Genomic DNA, 17,088 nt, shown 5'->3' on the forward strand with positions numbered 1-17,088 from the left:
AACCAACTTTGCAAGCTCTTTTTTTTAAGTTTCTTTCGAAGCTTATTTCATTTGCTTGCCGCACCGTGTAAACCGTGTTTTCTTGGCCGGAATTAGAATATATCATGTACAGATTTCAATTGCAAGTCTTTTTTTTAAAATGATAATCACCCCACATCATCAGCACGATATGTAATCTGACGCTCCTGTACTATAGAAATAACTCTCAGCATCCTCATTACGGCACTTCTAATATACTTATCCATTAAACATAACCAGGGAAGCCACTTCCACTACGATTGCAGTGAACAATTGATTGTGTACTAGCCCCGGTTTTCAGAGATCACATTTTTCTTTCCTTCTATAATAAATAAAGTACACTTCTCAGGCACAGCTTACACACTCCGCTTCACTTCTCAGTGCTTACAATATGCGCTTACCAAGTAACGAAGCAATCAGTTCCACACCAAGTCGTGCCGTGTGTCTATTGCGATCCAACAACGGATTCACCTCAACCAGTTCCATGGACGTAACTTGATTTGTGGAAGCAAGCATCTCCAATGCATAATGTGCTTCTCGGTAATTCAAACCACCCGGTACTGGTGTGCCTACACCTGGAGCTTCACGTGGATCCAGACAATCCAGGTCAAAGCTGACATGAATACCATCTGTCCCTTTTCCAGCTATAGCTATTGCCTGCTCAATAACTTGCTGTATTCCCATCCGGTCAATATCATGCATCGTAAATGCTCGGATTCCCAGTCCCTTAATCTGCTCTCTCTCATACTCATCCAGATCACGCAGACCAATATAGACCAAGTTGGACGGATCAATAAACGCGCCTGCTCCAGCAATGTGTGACAGATTGAATGCAGTATGCCCCAAGGATGCAGCCACACTCATCCCATGCATATTACCGGTCAAGCTGCGTTCTTCCGTATTCAAGTCTGCATGCGCATCAAACCAGATCACACCCAAATTCGAATAGTGCGCTGTTAGCCCGGCAAAAGTACCAATTGCTACACTATGATCTCCCCCAAGTACAAGTGGAAAAGCTCCCTCCTCTACTGCACATGATACTTCACTACACACCTTCTCACTGACCTGACGTACCTCATTTAAGTGTTTTACACGATTTCGCTCAATAGGGGCAGCGGGTTCAGAAGGACAATCTACCCGCACTTCTTTGGAAAGCACTAGCCCAAGACTCGCAATCTCCCGCTTCAGTCCAGCTGTAATCAATTCATCCGGCCCCAACTCTGCTCCACCTCTTGCTCCACCGAGTCCAAAAGGAACCTTAATGATAGCAATATTACGTCGCACAGATGTTTGACTTGTATCAATAGAAGTATCTTTTATTCCACCATGGACATCATCATCATTTTTCATGTAGGTCAGCTCCCTCATTGTTGATCAATACCTGCTCAATTCTCTCCAGTGCCCAATCAATCTCGGACTCTTTAATCGTCAGTGGTGGAGCAAATCGAATGGTTGTCTCATGGGTTTCTTTACACAGCAGTCCAGTAGACATCAACCGCTCACAATAAGGACGGGCTGGCTCATGCAATTCAACACCTATAAATAAGCCTTTCCCCCGAATATCCCGTATGGCTGAACTACGAATATCTCGAAGTCTTTTCATAAAATAGTTCCCCAGACGCTCCGATCGCTCGGCAAGCTTCTCATCTTCAAGAACTTTCAGAGCTGCTATAGCCACGGCGCAAGCGAGTGGGTTACCCCCAAACGTAGAACCATGAGACCCCGGCTCAAACAAATCAAGTATCTCCGCATCAGCAGCGATAGCCGAGATGGGCATGACTCCTCCCCCCAGCGCTTTGCCCATAATCCAGATGTCTGGTTCAACACCTTCCCAGTCGGAGGCAAAACGGCGACCTGTTCTTCCAAATCCGGTCTGGATCTCATCAGATACAGTCAAAACCTGCTGGCTCTTACACAGAGCAAAAGCTTCAGCCAAATATCCAGCAGGCGGGATAACGATTCCAGCTTCGCCCTGAATAGGCTCTACAAGAAAACCAGCCGTATTTGGCGTAATGGCCTTTTTCAGCGCTTCTATATCTCCATAGGGAATAATCCGGAATCCAGGTGTGAACGGTCCAAAATCTTTTTTATACTCCGCTGAAGAAGAAAAGGATGTAACCGTCAGAGTTCTTCCGTGAAAGTTACCAGAGCATACGATGATTTCGGCTTGATTCTCCGGTACACCTTTGCAACGATAGGCCCATCTACGTACCGCCTTCACCGCAGTCTCTACCGCTTCCGCTCCTGTATTCATGGCGAGAATCTTCGATTTCCCCGTGAATTGTGAGAGTTTCTGATAAAAAAGAGAAGCTGAGCTGCTGTGGAATGCCCGAGATGTCAGCGTAACCTGATCTGCCTGATCCTTGAGCGCTTGTATGATCACAGGATGTCTGTGACCATGATTCAATGCAGAGTATGCACTTAACATATCCATATAACGGCAGCCTTCAGGGTCTTCCACCCATACCCCTTCCGCCTGTTCAATAACAATAGGGAGTGGATGATAATTAGGTGCAGCATAACGCTCCGACCAATCAATTAACATTTTGGAATCTGACATACACACCCAACACCTTTCCAAAATATTGTATACAAAATACAATAACAATGTATGCGATGCCATCCCCATTTACGACTACATCTCTCTTTTTCCACTCCAGCCTACTCCAAGCCTTTCTCGAATCCAATCCTTTATCAATAGTTAGCGAGAAGTAGACAGTCTACGTTCCAACCACGAGAGTAAATTAGCCAGTGTAAATGTGATTATAAAATAGAGGCCGGCGGCAACAAGCAGCGGAGCAAGCGGCTGGAACGTAACACCCTGAATCGTTCTGGCCGTGTATATAATCTCGGCTATGCCGATCATGGAGACAAGCGAAGAATCTTTAATGATAATAATGAATTCATTGCCGATAGCTGGAAGCATGTTACGAAAAGCCTGCGGCAGTATAATATAGCGAAGTGTCATACCATGTGTCATACCAAGGGAGCGCGAAGCCTCGGTCTGTCCTTTATCAATCGCCTGAATCCCGGCCCTGAACACCTCTGCCATATAAGCCGAGCTATTCATCGTCAGAGCTACCACCCCCGACATAAATGCCGGCAAGTTCACACCTACAACCGTCAGACCATAATGAATAATAAGAATCTGTACCAGCATTGGTGTTCCTCGAATGAGTTCAATATACGCCGAAGCCACAAATTTAAATGGCCATATTCGGGATATTCGCATTAATGCCATGATCACACCAAGTAACGTACCAAACAATACACCGAAGAAGGAAAGTTCAAGCGTGACCCACGCACTTCGTGCATAATCCTGCCAATGTTCTAATAGAAAGGAAAAATCTAAATTCACGGCATATCCCTCACTCGTCCGGTTTATTCGCCGAGCATCTCATTCGCTTCAACGACGAACCGTTCAATATCTCCGTTTGTTTTGAGCTTTTCCAATGTAGTGTTGATCTGATCCAGCAGCTTCTGATTGCCTTTCTTCACCGCGATGGCCGAACCACCCTCGTCTTCAGCCTGTTCAATCTCCACACCTGCAACAACAATCCCCTCTTGGTTCTTCACATACTGTTCAGCCACCGGCTTCTCCAGGATGAGTGCGTCTACACGCCCCGTCTGCAATTCCAGAATCAGTTCAGGTATTTTGGCCAGAGAAGTGAGCTTTGCTCCCTCTATTTCCTGAGCAATCCCTTCCTGAATGGAACTCTTTTGTACACCAACCTGCTTGCCTGATAGATCATCTATGGACTTCAATGCCGCATCTTCACCTTCTCTAACAAGTACAGCCTGCTCTGCATAATAGTAGATATCCGTAAAATCAACATTCTTCTTTCGTTCTTCGGTAGGGGTTAAGCCTGATATTACAAAATCAACCTTATCTGTACCGAGGGCCATAAGAAGGCCATCAAAGTCCATGTCCTCAATCTTCAGCTCGGCTCCCAGATCAGCCGCAATTGCTTTGGCAATCTCGATGTCAAAACCTACAATGGTATCTTTACCATCGATTTTCTTATGAAATTCATAGGGTGCATAGTCTGCACTGGTTCCAAGTACAATTACTTCCTTTTCTGTCGAGCTCTTTCCCGAGGATGAATCTGGCTCCGATCCGGTTCCTGTCGTTTTTTCCTGCCCGCAAGCGGACATGATCACAACCACTAACAACAGCATCATTGGCAACAGCACTTTTTTCACACATCATACCCCTATTCTTTTTTTGAATGAGAAACATAATGATTTGTATACAATATACATAAGACAATATATGGACTTATATGTAAGTTATACTAACAAACAATCCGGTTTATCACAATGATTATTTAAACATTTATACGCTTTAATTCCATAAAATGTACTATATATGACACAGCATTTACATCGCCTGAAACATGAAGTTTGCTTGCCCAACTTCCCCCTCGGTGTTAAGATGATAAAAACTTGAAACTCCTGAACGGCGCGTACAGTACGGCCTCACACCCATCTATTTATTCACTATACATAGAAAGGAGGATTCGGTATGGAGGTACCCAAATACCGGTCCTTGAAAGATCACGTATACGATTACATTGCCCAAAAGATTCAGGACGGGACGTTACTTCCCAACCAGAAGATCAACGAGGCCGAAATATGCAAAAAGCTGGACATCAGTCGCACACCTACCCGGGAGGCACTTTTTCAGCTGGCTTCGGACAATCTGCTGCAATACATCCCACGCAGGGGATTTATTGTCACTCCTTTTGATGCAGGCAAAAAACTGGAGTTCTCCCAAGCGATCGGTGTGCTGGAGGCACTTGCTGCCACACTTGCAGCAGATCATCTCAGACCATCTGAACTTATGGAGATGGAAACTCTGGTTGTCCGAATGGACGAAGATATCAGCCAACTTGATCTTACTGCCTACAACAAAAACCAATATCAGTTCCATAATCTGTACATTCAGCGATGTGGTAACGCCACAGTCATTGAGATGTTAAACACATTGAAGAACAGTTTCATCCGGCAGTCGTATGTTAGTGATAATAAACCAAAGCTATCTGAGGTACTGCTCGAAGTTAATGAAGAGCACCGGCAAATTTTAAGTGCTTTTCGAGCCAAAGATAAGAACCAACTGGAAGCCTTGCTCAAACACCACTGGCGGATTATCGACAACGATATGTTGTAGTACGTTCTGTCAAAACAAACTAAAGGCAACCCACACGATTGTGTGAGTTGTCTTTTTCCTATTTTTCCTTTTTGACCTCCAACGGTGCCCTAGCCGCAAAAACAGCATATCCCAACTTTTTGCCGTATTTCGCGAGCAAACGATCATTGGTTTGACTCATTCGCTGCATACGTTCATCCTCAAACCAATTCATATCGATCTCGCGATGCGGATCATGATCAACGCCCCACTTTCCCATGGATCGCGAATGTTCTTTGACATCTACCTTGGTGAAACCACACTGTTTGAGGCGTTTTCTCCATGCTGTGGCCGTTACCAGGGTTCGTATACCGTAAAATTGCTTTAACCTGCGACACATCAATTCGGTCTTCTGGCCTGATAGAACCATCTCCCGATCCACCAAAAGTCCACCGGGCTTCAACACCCTTCTATACTGAGCAAGTGCACTCCGCCATGGAGTGAAGATCGTGACCGACTCCACGAATACCACATCAAAATGATTTTCCGGAAAAGGTAACGATGCTACATCAGCCTGAACAAATCGAACATCCACCCGCTCTCGTCTCGCTCTCCGAACTGCCTTATCCAGCATATTGCGATGAAGATCAATCGCCGTTACTTGATATCCATTTTTAGCTAGATAACATGCAGTCCTCCCAGTGCCGCACCCTATCTCAAGAATATGACTACCCACAGGCAGAGATAAGTTATCCAGCAACTTCAGTGTTGCCAAAAATCCTCCAGGATGGGCACTTCCCTCCCCTAACCGAGCCAGCATGTCATGATAATCCACGCGACATCCCCTCCTCACTCCTCCCAGTGTATGGAGCAGATTCAAAAACGGCTCCTCCCTATTCGATTTTCCGGGTACTCGTCCATACCAATTGCTCTTCTTTTTACTATGATATACAAACCGTTGAATTCAAGCGGCAACCGCATCTAATGAGGAGGATTTTGCATGTACAGAATTAATCCGGTATGTGAAGAAACGGTTTCTCCGCACGTTGGACGTTCCGTTTGTCTCGTTATGAACGACGGTAAGCATATGTATGGTACGCTTAGTCAATGTCGTGATGGCAAAGTTTATTTGAACGGATGTTTCGAGGGACCACGGTTGTGTTCAGTCAAATCCAAACAGCAACTGGTAAGAAGCAGCAAGAAAAACGCTGTTGCAAAAAAGAAAGTTAAATCTTCGGCCTATGGTCCATATGGTTACGGAGGATACGGTGGGGGTTACGGCTATGGAGCGGGAATCGATCTGGCTCTGGTAGCAACATTGTTTCTGCTGCCATTCCTGTTCATCTAAATTCCAATCTGATCGTGGTAAAATTGTAGTCATAATAAAGACCCTTTTTGCTTACAGCAAAAGGGGTCTTTATCTTTTTCATACGATTTCACGTCAATCACACTATATTTTCTGTTAAAAAATGATACAAAAAAAGGCATTCGCTAAAACGAATGCCGGGAACTTCATATTTAATACCCTTACCTTCGCACAGGGTGTCTATTTGATCTTAAAAAAAAACACCTCGTTAGAGGCGGGTAAGCTATGTTAAATCCGATTTCCTTTAGGCATCGTTTTAAGATTACTATTCGAATTCTCAAGCAATGGTAGCATCCTAGTCGTGCTGACCATCTCAGAAGCACATATCGGACAAGTAGGTACGTTATCAAACGCAAAATTGTCCCGCATCCATCCTTTGCACGTATCACTCGTACATTCCCAGATTGCCGCATCAGCTTGTGGAATCTCTTCCAACGGTTTTTTGCGATTATACATGACTTCTACCCCCTTTGTTATGGAAAAACATCTAACCGACGTTATTTCACAGAAGCCTACACTTAGCGGAAGTTTCACGTCCCACCGAACTCCTGCCTCGACAACTAATGGGCCGACTTTTATATAACTGATCAAAAAAAAGAAGCTGCCTTTACCATTATAACATGTTAAAGGCAGCTATGCTTTAATTACAGTTTTACAACTTCTTCTGCTTGAGGACCACGGTTTCCTTGTACAATTTTAAATTGCACGCGTTGACCTTCGTCCAGCGTTTTGAAGCCTTCGCCTGTAATAGCGCTGAAGTGTACGAATACATCTTCTCCGCCTTCAACTTCGATGAAACCGAAGCCTTTATCAGCGTTGAACCATTTTACTGTTCCGTTTTGCATGTGAATTACACCTCCAAATAAAGATTAACATGTTCCTTTGTTCTTTGCAGCAAGCAAATAAAAATTCACACATTGAAAAAGGTACCAGTCATAAACCTATAAGTGATCGCCCTTTACAATATATGAATTAGGTTTTCCACTCTCTACAACTTGTTTTTATTATAACTCCATTTCAGCCAAAAAGCAAATCTTTGTATTTTCTTTTCAAACAGCTTTGGAAATACATGTTATTAACACGCGTGGGGCCAGGGTTTATCAAGCTTATGTGACTGATCACTTGTGTACGGTCTTATGAAAGGATATGCAGATCTAATCCATCTTATACATTTTTTATATAATATTCTGACATGCATATCCAACACAACCAATGAATCATCTTACTCCAGTATAACACACTATGTCCATGCCCACATAAATGCATCCCGATCCCAGGCGATCTGCCCACGATGAAGCTTTCGGAAAGCCTTCTTCACTTCCTTGGACAATGATGTATTGCCGTTTTCGTTCACAAAAACAAACTCTTCACCAAAATGGGTCTTCACATATTCTATGGCAGCTTCCTGATGAAGTGTTCCTGTGAATTTAATCTCCTGTACCATCCATTCTGCTACACCTTGTGCTGTCTTCTCCACTATATCACCTACTGTCTAAACCTAATGTACGGATAGGCAGACCTCGTATCATGAACATATCTGTCTTCCCGCCAGACTGAAGTATACCATGATCCAACTGCTGACGGGAAACTGTATGATAACTACTTCCAAGAATACCCTTAATGAACAACCGTATTGGCTTGCTCACTCCCTTTGGATGGAATGGACGAATTTGTTCGAATGCTCCACACTAACCATGCACAGTAAGCAATCAGTATTGCCAGTATAAACAGATCATAAGGAAGTGTACCTGTGTCCTCCAGATCATTCCCTAGAAATTGAATCAGATTATGTATGAAATGAAACAATATAAGCGGTACGATATTTCCGTTCTTCAGCATCAAAAACGCCAGTACAACTCCCAGGAGCAGCGCATAGATCAATTGTATGATCGTATCCGTCATATCCTGACCAGACAATGCGTTCAGCAGATGTGTAATCGAAAACAAGATGCTGGAGGTCACAACTGCGGCCACTGCACTTTTTTGAAGCAAGGTCTTGAAAATAAGCCCACGATAGATCGTTTCCTCAACAAAAGCTACGAGCAAGGTAAAAAAGATGAAAAAGGCTGTCCGTGACAAGCTCAACTCCCCAAATCCTTTCAGGGCAATTGTACCCAGTACAAGGAGTAGTGGAATATAATACTTTGCGTGGCCAGCTGGGATACTTCGCAAAGATCGGAATCCAGTCTCTCCCCACTTGCCCCTTAACGTCAGATAGATCATCAGAACAATGGCGATGGGTGTAAAGGAAATGAGTACAGGGGAAGTGTAGTCAAATTGCTTTATCGTTGCAATGGCCCCTGCAGCAAATACGGCTAACAGGAGAAGCAGCTCAATAATCACAACGGTGAGCACAGGTTTGCGCTCGGAAAAGGAATGTTTTGGCTTGGATTGCGAATTAATCATACATTTGCTCACCTCGTTTCATTTATGTTTTCCGTTGTCATAAGAACTTATATACCAATATAGTTGTATCACATCATCCGTCTATTGAATATTCCTATTATGGATAAAACTATAAAAGTAACAAAAAAGAGACTTATCCTGACTTCTTTTCCCCTAAAATCAGGTATGGCTTATACCTTTATCTGTCCATTATAGTATTACAAGAGTTCAAAGCTGCAGGGGTGTCACGACTCTTCAGCGTCATATATCTATGAAGTACCCATTAACGATAGTTTCACAATGCATAATGAAATCAGGGGGATACTATGAAAGCATTCTTTCAGCGCTGGGGGCATTTACTGGCTATTCTGTGCATACCGCTCCAAGGCTCCATTTACGTATTTCTAGGCAGCAACACCGGAAGTGATGTATTCTACAATTATGCTTGGATTGACACACAGATTCCTTTTCTCAAAGAATTTATTTATCCGTACATTAGCTGGATGCCCATTCTGTATCTTGGATTTCTCTATTTGGGTCTGACGAACAAGTCGCTATTCTGGCGTACGTTGATTACCTATAATGTTGGTGTCATGGCTGCCAATGTCTGTTTTGCGGTGTTCCCTACCCATGTCCCGCGCCCGGAGATCGGCGGAACTGATCTGAGCAGCGTGTTAGTACAGTTTATCTATACAAATGATGCGCCATTCAACTGTTTCCCAAGTGTTCACGTTCTGACCAGCTACTTGCTGTTTATTGTGATCAACAGACACTTGAACTTTAAGCCTTTGGCAAGGATTTCTTGGTCGGTATGGCTGTGGTTGATTATTGCTTCAACGGTGTTTGTAAAACAGCACTCCTTGCTGGACATCGCCGGAGGCATTTTGTTTGCTGAGGCCGCGTATTGGACTGTACATGTCTTTGCTCTTCGTCTTGGGCAGGCACGAAAAAAAGGCAAGCAGCCACTCACAGCTTCTAACCCAAGCAGTCATGTATAACGACATTTATAGATGTAACAGGCGGGATGATGATCCTGCTATACAGCAAAAAAGAGGGCATAGGCCCTCTTTTTTTGTACTCATTTAATTAAACCTACTTATATAGAAGAACTTTATTTGGGTTGGAATACGCGTTTCATACTATAGGTGGACGTTCATGAAGAAGGTCAGACGGTGGACTTCCGGTTATACGTTTGAATATGCGGTAAAAATAAGACAGATCCCGGTAGCCGAGAAATTCGGCAATTTCCTGGATGGAGAGTTGTGACTCGGTGAGCAGATATATGGCTCGTTTCATCCGTTGATCATGGACATATTGACTGATGGTCTGATTTGTCATGCTTTTGAATAATGCGGCAGCATAATTGGGAGTTTTATTAATCTCGTCCCCGAGTTCTTCCTTCGTCACTTTCTCCCGATAATGCCGCTCAATATATCGCTTCATCCGTTCAACATGATTATGCCTCTCCGGCGGGATAACTCCACGATCAAGCTCCCTGTTCATATAAATCAACACTTCCATCAATAAGGCTTGGCTCATCATGACATAATAAGACGGACGCTCCTGCCATTGTTGATAAATAGCGCTCATGCGTTGATGGATCAGCTCATAACATCCAGGTTTATGCCGCAAAGCCTCATACCGTTCCAGTGCAGGCAGAGTTTCCGTATGGTCGCGTTGCAGTTGAATTACAATCTGTGTGTGCGTTACTGTAGGAATACTCTTGCCGTAATATGGGGTACCACCTGGAATGAGGAGCAATTCCCCCTTTTCCATGATCTGTTTATCACCGTTCACCCAATATACACATTTTCCATAAGTAACCAAGCTAAGCCGCCAAGTTTCTTGAGATTGCACAGCTTCTTCGTACCAACCGACACCATTAATATGTCGTACTTCAAGTGGAGTGACCATAACACACCTCATTATCGGACTATACTCTAATCATTGTACTATAGTTCATACCCTGATTCGACAGAAAACGCTACAATACACATATAAGCTTAAATATGAGGAGGAAATTAGCATGTTAAAAACAAAAATTATTTGTACCATGGGACCTGCTTGTGACTCAATCGAATTGTTAAAAGTAATGATTCAGGAAGGTATGACCGTTGCCCGTCTGAACATGGCTCATGGCGAACTGGAAGATCACGTTACACGGATTAACAATATCCGCAAAGCAGCTTCCGAACTGAACACCTATATACCGATCATGATGGACATCAAAGGGCCGGAAGTACGTATCGGTAAACTGAAAGAAGCATCATGCCATCTGCAAGCTGGTAAAGAGCTGATCCTGACTACTGAAGAAATTCTCGGTGACGCTGAGCGTATCTCGGTAAACTATCCAGAACTGAACCTCGTTGTGAAACCTGGCGATCGTATCCTCATCGATGATGGCCTTGTGGATCTGACTGTACTGTCTGTGGAAGGATCCGATATCCATTGTAAAATCATCAGTGGCGGCATTCTGAAACCACGCAAAGGGGTTAACTTGCCAGGAATCAAAACGACATTGCCAGGTGTAACCGAGCGTGACGTTATGCACATCGGATTTGGGATCGAAAACGATATCGAAATTATCGCAGCATCCTTTGTTCGTAAAGGCGATGACATCCGTGAAATCCGCAGCATTTTGAAAGAACGCGGTGTAGACCACGTTCAGATTATCTCCAAAATCGAAAACCAGGAAGGTATGACCAACCTGGACGATATTATTGAAGCATCTGACGGCATCATGGTAGCTCGTGGAGATCTCGGTGTTGAGGTGCCAATCGAAGACGTACCAATGATGCAAAAAGAAATGATCGATAAATGTAACCGCGCGGGTAAACCAGTTATCGTAGCTACACACATGCTGGAGTCCATGCAAGTGAACCCACGCCCTACTCGTTCCGAAGTTAGTGACGTGGCCAATGCTGTACTTCAAGGTGCTGACGTTGTGATGTTGTCCGGTGAATCAGCTGCTGGTAAATATCCGGTACAATCCGTGCGCACGATGGCTGCTGTTGCTCGCCGTGCCGAAACAATGATCGATTACAAAGAGCAATTCGCACAAAAATCGGCTCAACAGATCGCTGATATTACTGAAGTTATCAGTCAGGGCGCTGTAAGTTCTTCCCTCGTACTGAATGCAAAAGCAATCATCACTTCGACTGAGAGTGGATTCACAGCACGTATGATCTCCAAGTATCGTCCAAAAGCACCAATCATCGCAGTTACACAACATGAAGAAGTATTGGCGAAAATCTGCCTGCTCTCAGGTGTCATTCCGGTTATGGGCGACAAAGTAACAACAACGGATGAAATGTTCGAATCGGCTACGCGTAACGCAATCAAAACAGGTTACATTGAAAAAGGTGACATCATTGTGTTGTCCGCTGGTGTTCCAATCGGTCAATCCGGTAATACAAACCTGATCAAAGTTCAACAAGTCTAATTCAATAGCTGAAACTGAAGCTATACATCTTAGCTGTATATCAAAATACAAAAAATCCACCGAGAGCAGAAATGCATCCCGGTGGATTTTTTGTTGATGATGTGTGCTAATGATTCTGATGTTACAACAAATGAATTACAAATTATAGATTCCGCGAGTAATCAACCAGATCCTGTGACATGGTGTTGATCTCATCCATTGAAGCATTTACCTGCTGTGTCAGGGCAGCCTGATTTTGCGTTAACGTGGACATATTACCAATGTGCTCAAGAATCTGATCAATTAATGTTTTCATCTTCTGCATGCTATCTTCGATATTTACTGTGGCCTCCGAACTGTGATCAGCCAATTTCCGCACTTCACCTGCAACGACGCCAAATCCCAGTCCCAGCTCTCCCGCTCGTGCAGCTTCAATTGCTGCATTCAACCCCAGCAGATTGGTCTGACTGGCTATCTCTCGAATAAACACGGTGATATTCTTCGTATCATCTGCACTGCTTTTCACTTGAATAGCTGCATCGGCAGATAACTCCTGAGCAGTAACCAGATCCTGTGCCTGATCTGTAATCGAGTTGATTCCACGTACCATCTCGCCAATGGACTCCGACAATTGTTTTGTTTTGAGATTCATGGCTTCCACGATCTGTTCCTTATTCTTCTCATGGGTGACATCTCGAATGGTTCCAGCTACACGGAGTGGTACTCCATCCTGATCCCTAATGGTCTCCCCACCCGCGTGATACCACCGATACTCCCCGTCTTTGCGCTGCAAACGATAATCCAGATCGTACGGTGTACGACCACTGTAATCGTTCATATGTCTGGCAAATTCGTTGATCGTCCGATCATGGTCTTCCGGATGAAGTCGGCTGCTCCAGCTGCTGAACACATTCGGGAAATCCTGCTCGTCTTTAAACCCTAATTCTTTACGGAACTGGGGTGACCACCAAAATTCGTTATTTGGATTAACCACATCTCCAGCCACAACGGTCATATCCCACGGTGCCTCCACCAAGGCGCGGTTAACCAGATCATATCGGGTGACGAGTGCTTCTAACTCATCAGACTTGCTCTTCTCCTCATGAATATCAAACATGATGCCCAGAAGTTTGACTGGAACTCCAGCCTGATTTCGGATGACTTGTCCAAGGCATCGGAACCAGCGAATTTCTCCACTTTTTGTAATCATACGGCTGATGACGTTATAGGCAGTTGTTGCTTTTGTGTCATTCACATGTTTCATAATCTCCTGCACCAGGTGGGGTCTGTCATCCGGATATATCGATTTCGCCCAGCTTGCAAATGAATCGGGATAATCCTTGGCATTATGGAATCCTAACATTTGGCGGAATTCATTCGAAAATGCGACGATATTATTGTTATCCAGTGGATCACCAGCAACAATTTCAGATTCCCATAATCCCACATTCATCGCCTGATTCAGCATTCTAAGGCGCATTTCCACGGCTTCGTTTTGTGCTTTCATCATATGTACTGCTTTTTTGATATTACTAGCTATTTCATCGGTATCCTGAAACTCAATGCCATCTTCGATCCATGCGTCATAGTCGCCCTTTTCTGCGTTTGCTACCAGTTTACGACTATACTCCAGTAAATTCTGATGCGCATCTATACGAAGGTGTTTGGTCGAGTCAGTACGTTTACGAAACATGCTCATTTCTCCTCTTAGCTCATATGATATATATTTCGACATTATCAGACATTAAGTGTAGAGCAATGGTCTTAATTTTGTATAAAAACAAGAACCAGCGCTGAATCAGCACTGGTTCTTATATTAATTGCCTTTATTTTTATGGAAATAAATCTTAAATGACTGCCTCTTACCAGCTACCAGCCAAAATTCAGTGTTTTCCCCGTCTCCACCCAAGTTTTGATGCTGCTTAGAATCATCCACCAGCTACTCTGTGCATTCGCAATGGAAGGATGGTTATCTGTAAATTGATCATTGATCAGCGTCAGCTTCGTACACTCACCTACAGTTTCCAACTGGAAGACCACTCTGGATTGAAGCTCGGCATGATTCGCATGGTACGACGGTCCAGGATGCTCCTGATAACTAAGTCTGGATAACGGTTCAAATTCTAATATATCTCCATACACATGGACAGTCTCTGCACCATCATTACCTGGCCCTACATAAGCAAACGGCTGGCCTGGTTGGAAATTGGTACGAAGTTCGCTGCCGAAAAAGCTGTTCCGTGTGCCGTCTGGTGATATTAGAGCATTCCATACCTCCTCCAGTCCTGCATTGATATAGAATTCATATTTCAGTTCCATGGACTCACTCCCTTTATGTATTGGATACGCGATCTGCCAAGCTCGCACTCCTATCCTATCGTTATACCCCAAAGGCCGTATTGTAAAAACGCGACAACAGGTAAAATATAAGCTCTTTATGTTTTCGGGAATGTTATACCATGATCCAAACGGATTGCGCCCATATAGTGCTTTCCCAGAAGATCAGATATACTAAACTGGAATGAAATAACAGGACTGTTCAAGGTAATGCGACTAATTTAGAAAGGAAATGAGATATGAGCCAATCAACAAATATTATGGGTATCCCTTTTCCCAATGTAACGATGAATCAAACGGTTGCAATCCTTGGTGAAGTTGTAGATCAGGAAAGCAATGAACTGTTCCATGTCATTACAGGTAACCCCGAGATTGTTATGTCCTGTCAAAAGAATGCCTCTCTTCGCAAAGTCGTCGATCAAGCCGGGTTGGTCACGGCTGACGGTGCTGGCATTGTGATGGTATCCCGTTTTCGGGGCGGACAATTAACTGAACGGGTAACGGGTTGTGATCTGCTGTTTCGTTTATTAGAGGAAGGCGATCAAAAACACTGGTCATTCTACATGCTGGGAGCAGAGGAAATCGTAAGTGAACAGGCCGTGAAAGTTATTGCGCAACGTTATCCGGGAGTTGTTGTAAAAGGCAGACACCATGGTTATTTCCAGGTAGATGAGGAACAACAGATTGTGGAAAAAATTTGTACTGCTCAACCAGACTTTCTTATCGTGGCTCTTGGCGCACCCCATGCGGAACACTGGATTAACAAGTATCGTCACCAGTTGAACGCTCGTGTAGCCATAGGTGTTGGAGGCAGTCTCGATATCGTGGCTGGCAAAACCAAACGTGCCCCTGCGATATGGCAGAAGCTTAACCTGGAATGGCTCTATCGCCTCCTCAGTCAACCTTCGAGATGGCGCAGGCAACTCATTTTACCCCGTTTTGCTGTGCGGGCATTGTTGTTCAGAGAACCTAAATAATGTGAGATGAGCAGGAGGGATGATTCGGATGAAACAGGTAGAACAAGGAGACAGACCAAGTATGGGCCTGTTGAATCTGAATGAAGGTGACCATAAATATCAACTGACACGCCATGCTCCTTCCGAAGCACTTCGGCCTTTTGTTAAACATTACTGGATCGTATCGTGGGATCTGACTGGACTTGAACCGTATCCCCAACATGTCGTGCCTAACCCTTGTGTCAATCTGATTGTGGAACGGAACAATACGTTTTTCTTCGGACCATCGGGACGTAAATTCTCCTATCTTGTGAGCGGGAAAGGTCGTGTATTTGGCGTGAAGTTCAACCCAGGAGGGTTTTATCCCTTCCTTCGGGTTCCTGTCTCTTCATTGTACGGACAACCGATGAATGTATCCAATATTCTTGACGTCACAGCGGAGTCCTTGGAAGATCGGCTTCTTGGGGCGGGGGATGATGCGGATAAAACCAGTTACATCGACCAGCTATTGTGTGCACACCTTCCTGCTGAAGATGCTCAAGCGAGAATGGTTAATGATATTGTGCAACAGATTGAACAGAACCGAGAGATGCTGAGAGTGGATGATCTGTCTTCTTATTGGAATATGCATACCCGAAAGCTTCAACGCCTGTTCAATCAGTATGTGGGCATCGGACCCAAGACGGTAATCAAGTTGTATCGTCTGCAAAATGCTGCAGAATGGATGGACCGCGGTCTTCACTGTGACCTGATTAAGCTATCTCAGGAGCTTGGATATCATGATCAATCCCATTTCATCCGAGATTTCAAGTCCATTATTGGCAGTACACCAGAGGAGTACTTACACTCTAGACATCCGCATGGTGAGCGCCGAGGGCTGATCAATTAGAAACCTGTCCTGAAAATCAGGACAGGTGAATGACTTCTATGGTATCCCCCGTATGGATTACACCCTCCCGTTCAACCGAGCACACAATCCCACGTTTTTTGCGCGCCGCAGGCACGAATTTTTTGCGCAAACCGTCCTGTTCGTAGAATTGCTCAATCATTTTCCCCGGATGTACACAGGGAAGGTTCTCCCCTTCGCATATTAACCCTGTCCCGTTTGGAAATAGGAGCCGCGTTCCAGCAGGCAGTTCCGTCAATCGATCAATGCCACGGACCAGTATATTGGCACCAAGCCACTCTGGACGCACTTCAGGAATGTTCATTTTCTCAGCAATAAGAGTACATTCTTCCTCAGAAACAATACTGATCTGGCGGCGATTCGCAATCGGTGTGCCACGCTTGTAGATTTTCTGACGTGAGTCCGCCGGACGAAGCAGACCATAATGACGGTCACCCGGAATTCCTGCAAGCTCAATGTCGATAAAAGGTACAACTCGGGTCACAAATGTGGATGGATCATCAGCCATCATGACGAATTGAACTGTTCCCATAATAATCTCCTCCCTTTCCTGAGCAATATTACTTCTTT

At 44.4% G+C, this 17,088-nt stretch carries 19 protein-coding genes; 6 read left to right on the top strand and 13 right to left on the bottom strand.

Annotated features, from left to right (window positions below; all coding sequences use genetic code 11):
- Positions 1-402: 402 nt before the first annotated feature.
- From rocF to QF041_RS19045, 4 genes are all read right to left on the bottom strand, one after another.
- On the bottom strand, positions 403-1,368 hold the full coding sequence (gene rocF, locus QF041_RS19030) for an arginase (RefSeq protein ID WP_307415325.1): 966 nt from the start codon (positions 1,366-1,368) through the stop codon (positions 403-405).
- Positions 1,358-2,578, bottom strand: coding sequence for an ornithine--oxo-acid transaminase (locus QF041_RS19035; RefSeq protein ID WP_307415326.1), 1,221 nt, complete (start codon positions 2,576-2,578; stop codon positions 1,358-1,360). Before QF041_RS19035 ends, rocF begins: the two co-directional genes overlap by 11 nt.
- 141 nt (positions 2,579-2,719) lie before the next feature.
- Positions 2,720-3,376, bottom strand: coding sequence for an amino acid ABC transporter permease (locus tag QF041_RS19040; protein ID WP_307415327.1), 657 nt, complete (start codon positions 3,374-3,376; stop codon positions 2,720-2,722).
- 23 nt (positions 3,377-3,399) lie between these two features.
- Entirely contained in the window at positions 3,400-4,221 is an 822-nt protein-coding gene (locus QF041_RS19045) for a transporter substrate-binding domain-containing protein (protein WP_307415328.1), read from the bottom strand.
- A gap of 322 nt (positions 4,222-4,543) precedes the next feature.
- Here QF041_RS19045 and QF041_RS19050 point away from each other — a divergent pair, with 322 nt between their 5' ends.
- Positions 4,544-5,188 carry a GntR family transcriptional regulator gene (locus QF041_RS19050; protein ID WP_307415329.1) on the top strand — a complete coding sequence of 215 codons (645 nt, stop codon included), beginning with the start codon at positions 4,544-4,546 and terminating at the stop codon, positions 5,186-5,188.
- A gap of 58 nt (positions 5,189-5,246) precedes the next feature.
- Here the strand turns inward: QF041_RS19050 and QF041_RS19055 are convergent, their stop codons facing one another.
- Complete coding sequence (locus tag QF041_RS19055; protein ID WP_307415330.1) at positions 5,247-5,981, bottom strand: class I SAM-dependent methyltransferase; 735 nt, start codon at positions 5,979-5,981, stop codon at positions 5,247-5,249.
- A gap of 165 nt (positions 5,982-6,146) precedes the next feature.
- On the opposite strand from QF041_RS19055, the gene QF041_RS19060 reads away from it, so the two are divergent.
- Positions 6,147-6,494: a hypothetical protein gene (locus QF041_RS19060; protein WP_307415331.1), complete on the top strand. Its 348-nt coding sequence runs from the start codon at positions 6,147-6,149 to the stop codon at positions 6,492-6,494.
- Between the two features lie 246 nt (positions 6,495-6,740).
- On the opposite strand, the gene QF041_RS19065 is transcribed toward QF041_RS19060, so the two are convergent.
- From QF041_RS19065 to QF041_RS19080, 4 genes are all read right to left on the bottom strand, one after another.
- Entirely contained in the window at positions 6,741-6,968 is a 228-nt protein-coding gene (locus QF041_RS19065; RefSeq protein WP_017691121.1) for a cold-shock protein, read from the bottom strand.
- 188 nt (positions 6,969-7,156) lie between these two features.
- Complete coding sequence (locus QF041_RS19070; protein WP_024633772.1) at positions 7,157-7,357, bottom strand: cold-shock protein; 201 nt, start codon at positions 7,355-7,357, stop codon at positions 7,157-7,159.
- A gap of 395 nt (positions 7,358-7,752) precedes the next feature.
- Complete coding sequence (locus QF041_RS19075; protein ID WP_036607962.1) at positions 7,753-7,989, bottom strand: DUF6953 family protein; 237 nt, start codon at positions 7,987-7,989, stop codon at positions 7,753-7,755.
- A 140-nt stretch (positions 7,990-8,129) separates the two neighbouring features.
- Entirely contained in the window at positions 8,130-8,918 is a 789-nt protein-coding gene (locus QF041_RS19080; protein WP_307415332.1) for a CPBP family intramembrane glutamic endopeptidase, read from the bottom strand.
- Between the two features lie 305 nt (positions 8,919-9,223).
- Here QF041_RS19080 and QF041_RS19085 point away from each other — a divergent pair, with 305 nt between their 5' ends.
- Positions 9,224-9,895: a phosphatase PAP2 family protein gene (locus QF041_RS19085; RefSeq protein WP_076329982.1), complete on the top strand. Its 672-nt coding sequence runs from the start codon at positions 9,224-9,226 to the stop codon at positions 9,893-9,895.
- 136 nt (positions 9,896-10,031) lie between these two features.
- Here the strand turns inward: QF041_RS19085 and QF041_RS19090 are convergent, their stop codons facing one another.
- Positions 10,032-10,811 carry a helix-turn-helix transcriptional regulator gene (locus tag QF041_RS19090; protein WP_307415333.1) on the bottom strand — a complete coding sequence of 260 codons (780 nt, stop codon included), beginning with the start codon at positions 10,809-10,811 and terminating at the stop codon, positions 10,032-10,034.
- Between the two features lie 112 nt (positions 10,812-10,923).
- Between QF041_RS19090 and pyk the strand changes: the two genes are divergently transcribed.
- A complete protein-coding gene (pyk, locus tag QF041_RS19095; RefSeq protein ID WP_036607968.1) occupies positions 10,924-12,339 on the top strand; it encodes a pyruvate kinase in 1,416 nt (471 codons plus the stop codon).
- A 142-nt stretch (positions 12,340-12,481) separates the two neighbouring features.
- On the opposite strand, the gene QF041_RS19100 is transcribed toward pyk, so the two are convergent.
- The gene (locus QF041_RS19100) at positions 12,482-14,011 is read right to left on the bottom strand and encodes a methyl-accepting chemotaxis protein (RefSeq protein WP_307415334.1); all 1,530 of its coding nucleotides are present in this window, start codon (positions 14,009-14,011) and stop codon (positions 12,482-12,484) included.
- A 176-nt stretch (positions 14,012-14,187) separates the two neighbouring features.
- On the bottom strand, positions 14,188-14,637 hold the full coding sequence (locus QF041_RS19105; protein WP_017691129.1) for an SRPBCC family protein: 450 nt from the start codon (positions 14,635-14,637) through the stop codon (positions 14,188-14,190).
- Between the two features lie 257 nt (positions 14,638-14,894).
- Between QF041_RS19105 and QF041_RS19110 the strand changes: the two genes are divergently transcribed.
- Positions 14,895-15,632: a WecB/TagA/CpsF family glycosyltransferase gene (locus tag QF041_RS19110; RefSeq protein ID WP_307415335.1), complete on the top strand. Its 738-nt coding sequence runs from the start codon at positions 14,895-14,897 to the stop codon at positions 15,630-15,632.
- Positions 15,633-15,660: 28 nt separating this feature from the next.
- Positions 15,661-16,500, top strand: coding sequence for a helix-turn-helix transcriptional regulator (locus QF041_RS19115; RefSeq protein WP_307415336.1), 840 nt, complete (start codon positions 15,661-15,663; stop codon positions 16,498-16,500).
- A 16-nt stretch (positions 16,501-16,516) separates the two neighbouring features.
- Here QF041_RS19115 and QF041_RS19120 read toward each other — a convergent pair whose 3' ends face one another.
- Positions 16,517-17,050, bottom strand: a complete 534-nt coding sequence (locus QF041_RS19120; RefSeq protein ID WP_307415337.1) for an MOSC domain-containing protein — start codon at positions 17,048-17,050, stop codon at positions 16,517-16,519.
- Positions 17,051-17,088: the final 38 nt, after the last annotated feature.

The organism is Paenibacillus sp. W2I17 (assembly GCF_030815985.1).
Taxonomy (GTDB): Bacteria; Bacillota; Bacilli; order Paenibacillales; family Paenibacillaceae; genus Paenibacillus.

Bases quoted from the DNA above. Each gene is read 5' to 3' on its own strand.
- QF041_RS19110 (WP_307415335.1), top strand. From the start codon at position 14,895: ATGAGCCAATCAACAAATATTATGGGTATCCCTTTTCCCAATGTAACG.
- QF041_RS19090 (WP_307415333.1), bottom strand. From the start codon at position 10,811: ATGGTCACTCCACTTGAAGTACGACATATTAATGGTGTCGGTTGGTAC.
- pyk (WP_036607968.1), top strand. From the start codon at position 10,924: ATGTTAAAAACAAAAATTATTTGTACCATGGGACCTGCTTGTGACTCA.
- rocF (WP_307415325.1), bottom strand. From the start codon at position 1,368: ATGAAAAATGATGATGATGTCCATGGTGGAATAAAAGATACTTCTATT.
- QF041_RS19050 (WP_307415329.1), top strand. From the start codon at position 4,544: ATGGAGGTACCCAAATACCGGTCCTTGAAAGATCACGTATACGATTAC.
- QF041_RS19070 (WP_024633772.1), bottom strand. From the start codon at position 7,357: ATGCAAAACGGAACAGTAAAATGGTTCAACGCTGATAAAGGCTTCGGT.
- QF041_RS19060 (WP_307415331.1), top strand. From the start codon at position 6,147: ATGTACAGAATTAATCCGGTATGTGAAGAAACGGTTTCTCCGCACGTT.
- QF041_RS19105 (WP_017691129.1), bottom strand. From the start codon at position 14,637: ATGGAACTGAAATATGAATTCTATATCAATGCAGGACTGGAGGAGGTA.
- QF041_RS19085 (WP_076329982.1), top strand. From the start codon at position 9,224: ATGAAAGCATTCTTTCAGCGCTGGGGGCATTTACTGGCTATTCTGTGC.
- QF041_RS19080 (WP_307415332.1), bottom strand. From the start codon at position 8,918: ATGATTAATTCGCAATCCAAGCCAAAACATTCCTTTTCCGAGCGCAAA.
- QF041_RS19065 (WP_017691121.1), bottom strand. From the start codon at position 6,968: ATGTATAATCGCAAAAAACCGTTGGAAGAGATTCCACAAGCTGATGCG.
- QF041_RS19120 (WP_307415337.1), bottom strand. From the start codon at position 17,050: ATGGGAACAGTTCAATTCGTCATGATGGCTGATGATCCATCCACATTT.
- QF041_RS19035 (WP_307415326.1), bottom strand. From the start codon at position 2,578: ATGTCAGATTCCAAAATGTTAATTGATTGGTCGGAGCGTTATGCTGCA.
- QF041_RS19115 (WP_307415336.1), top strand. From the start codon at position 15,661: ATGAAACAGGTAGAACAAGGAGACAGACCAAGTATGGGCCTGTTGAAT.
- QF041_RS19100 (WP_307415334.1), bottom strand. From the start codon at position 14,011: ATGTTTCGTAAACGTACTGACTCGACCAAACACCTTCGTATAGATGCG.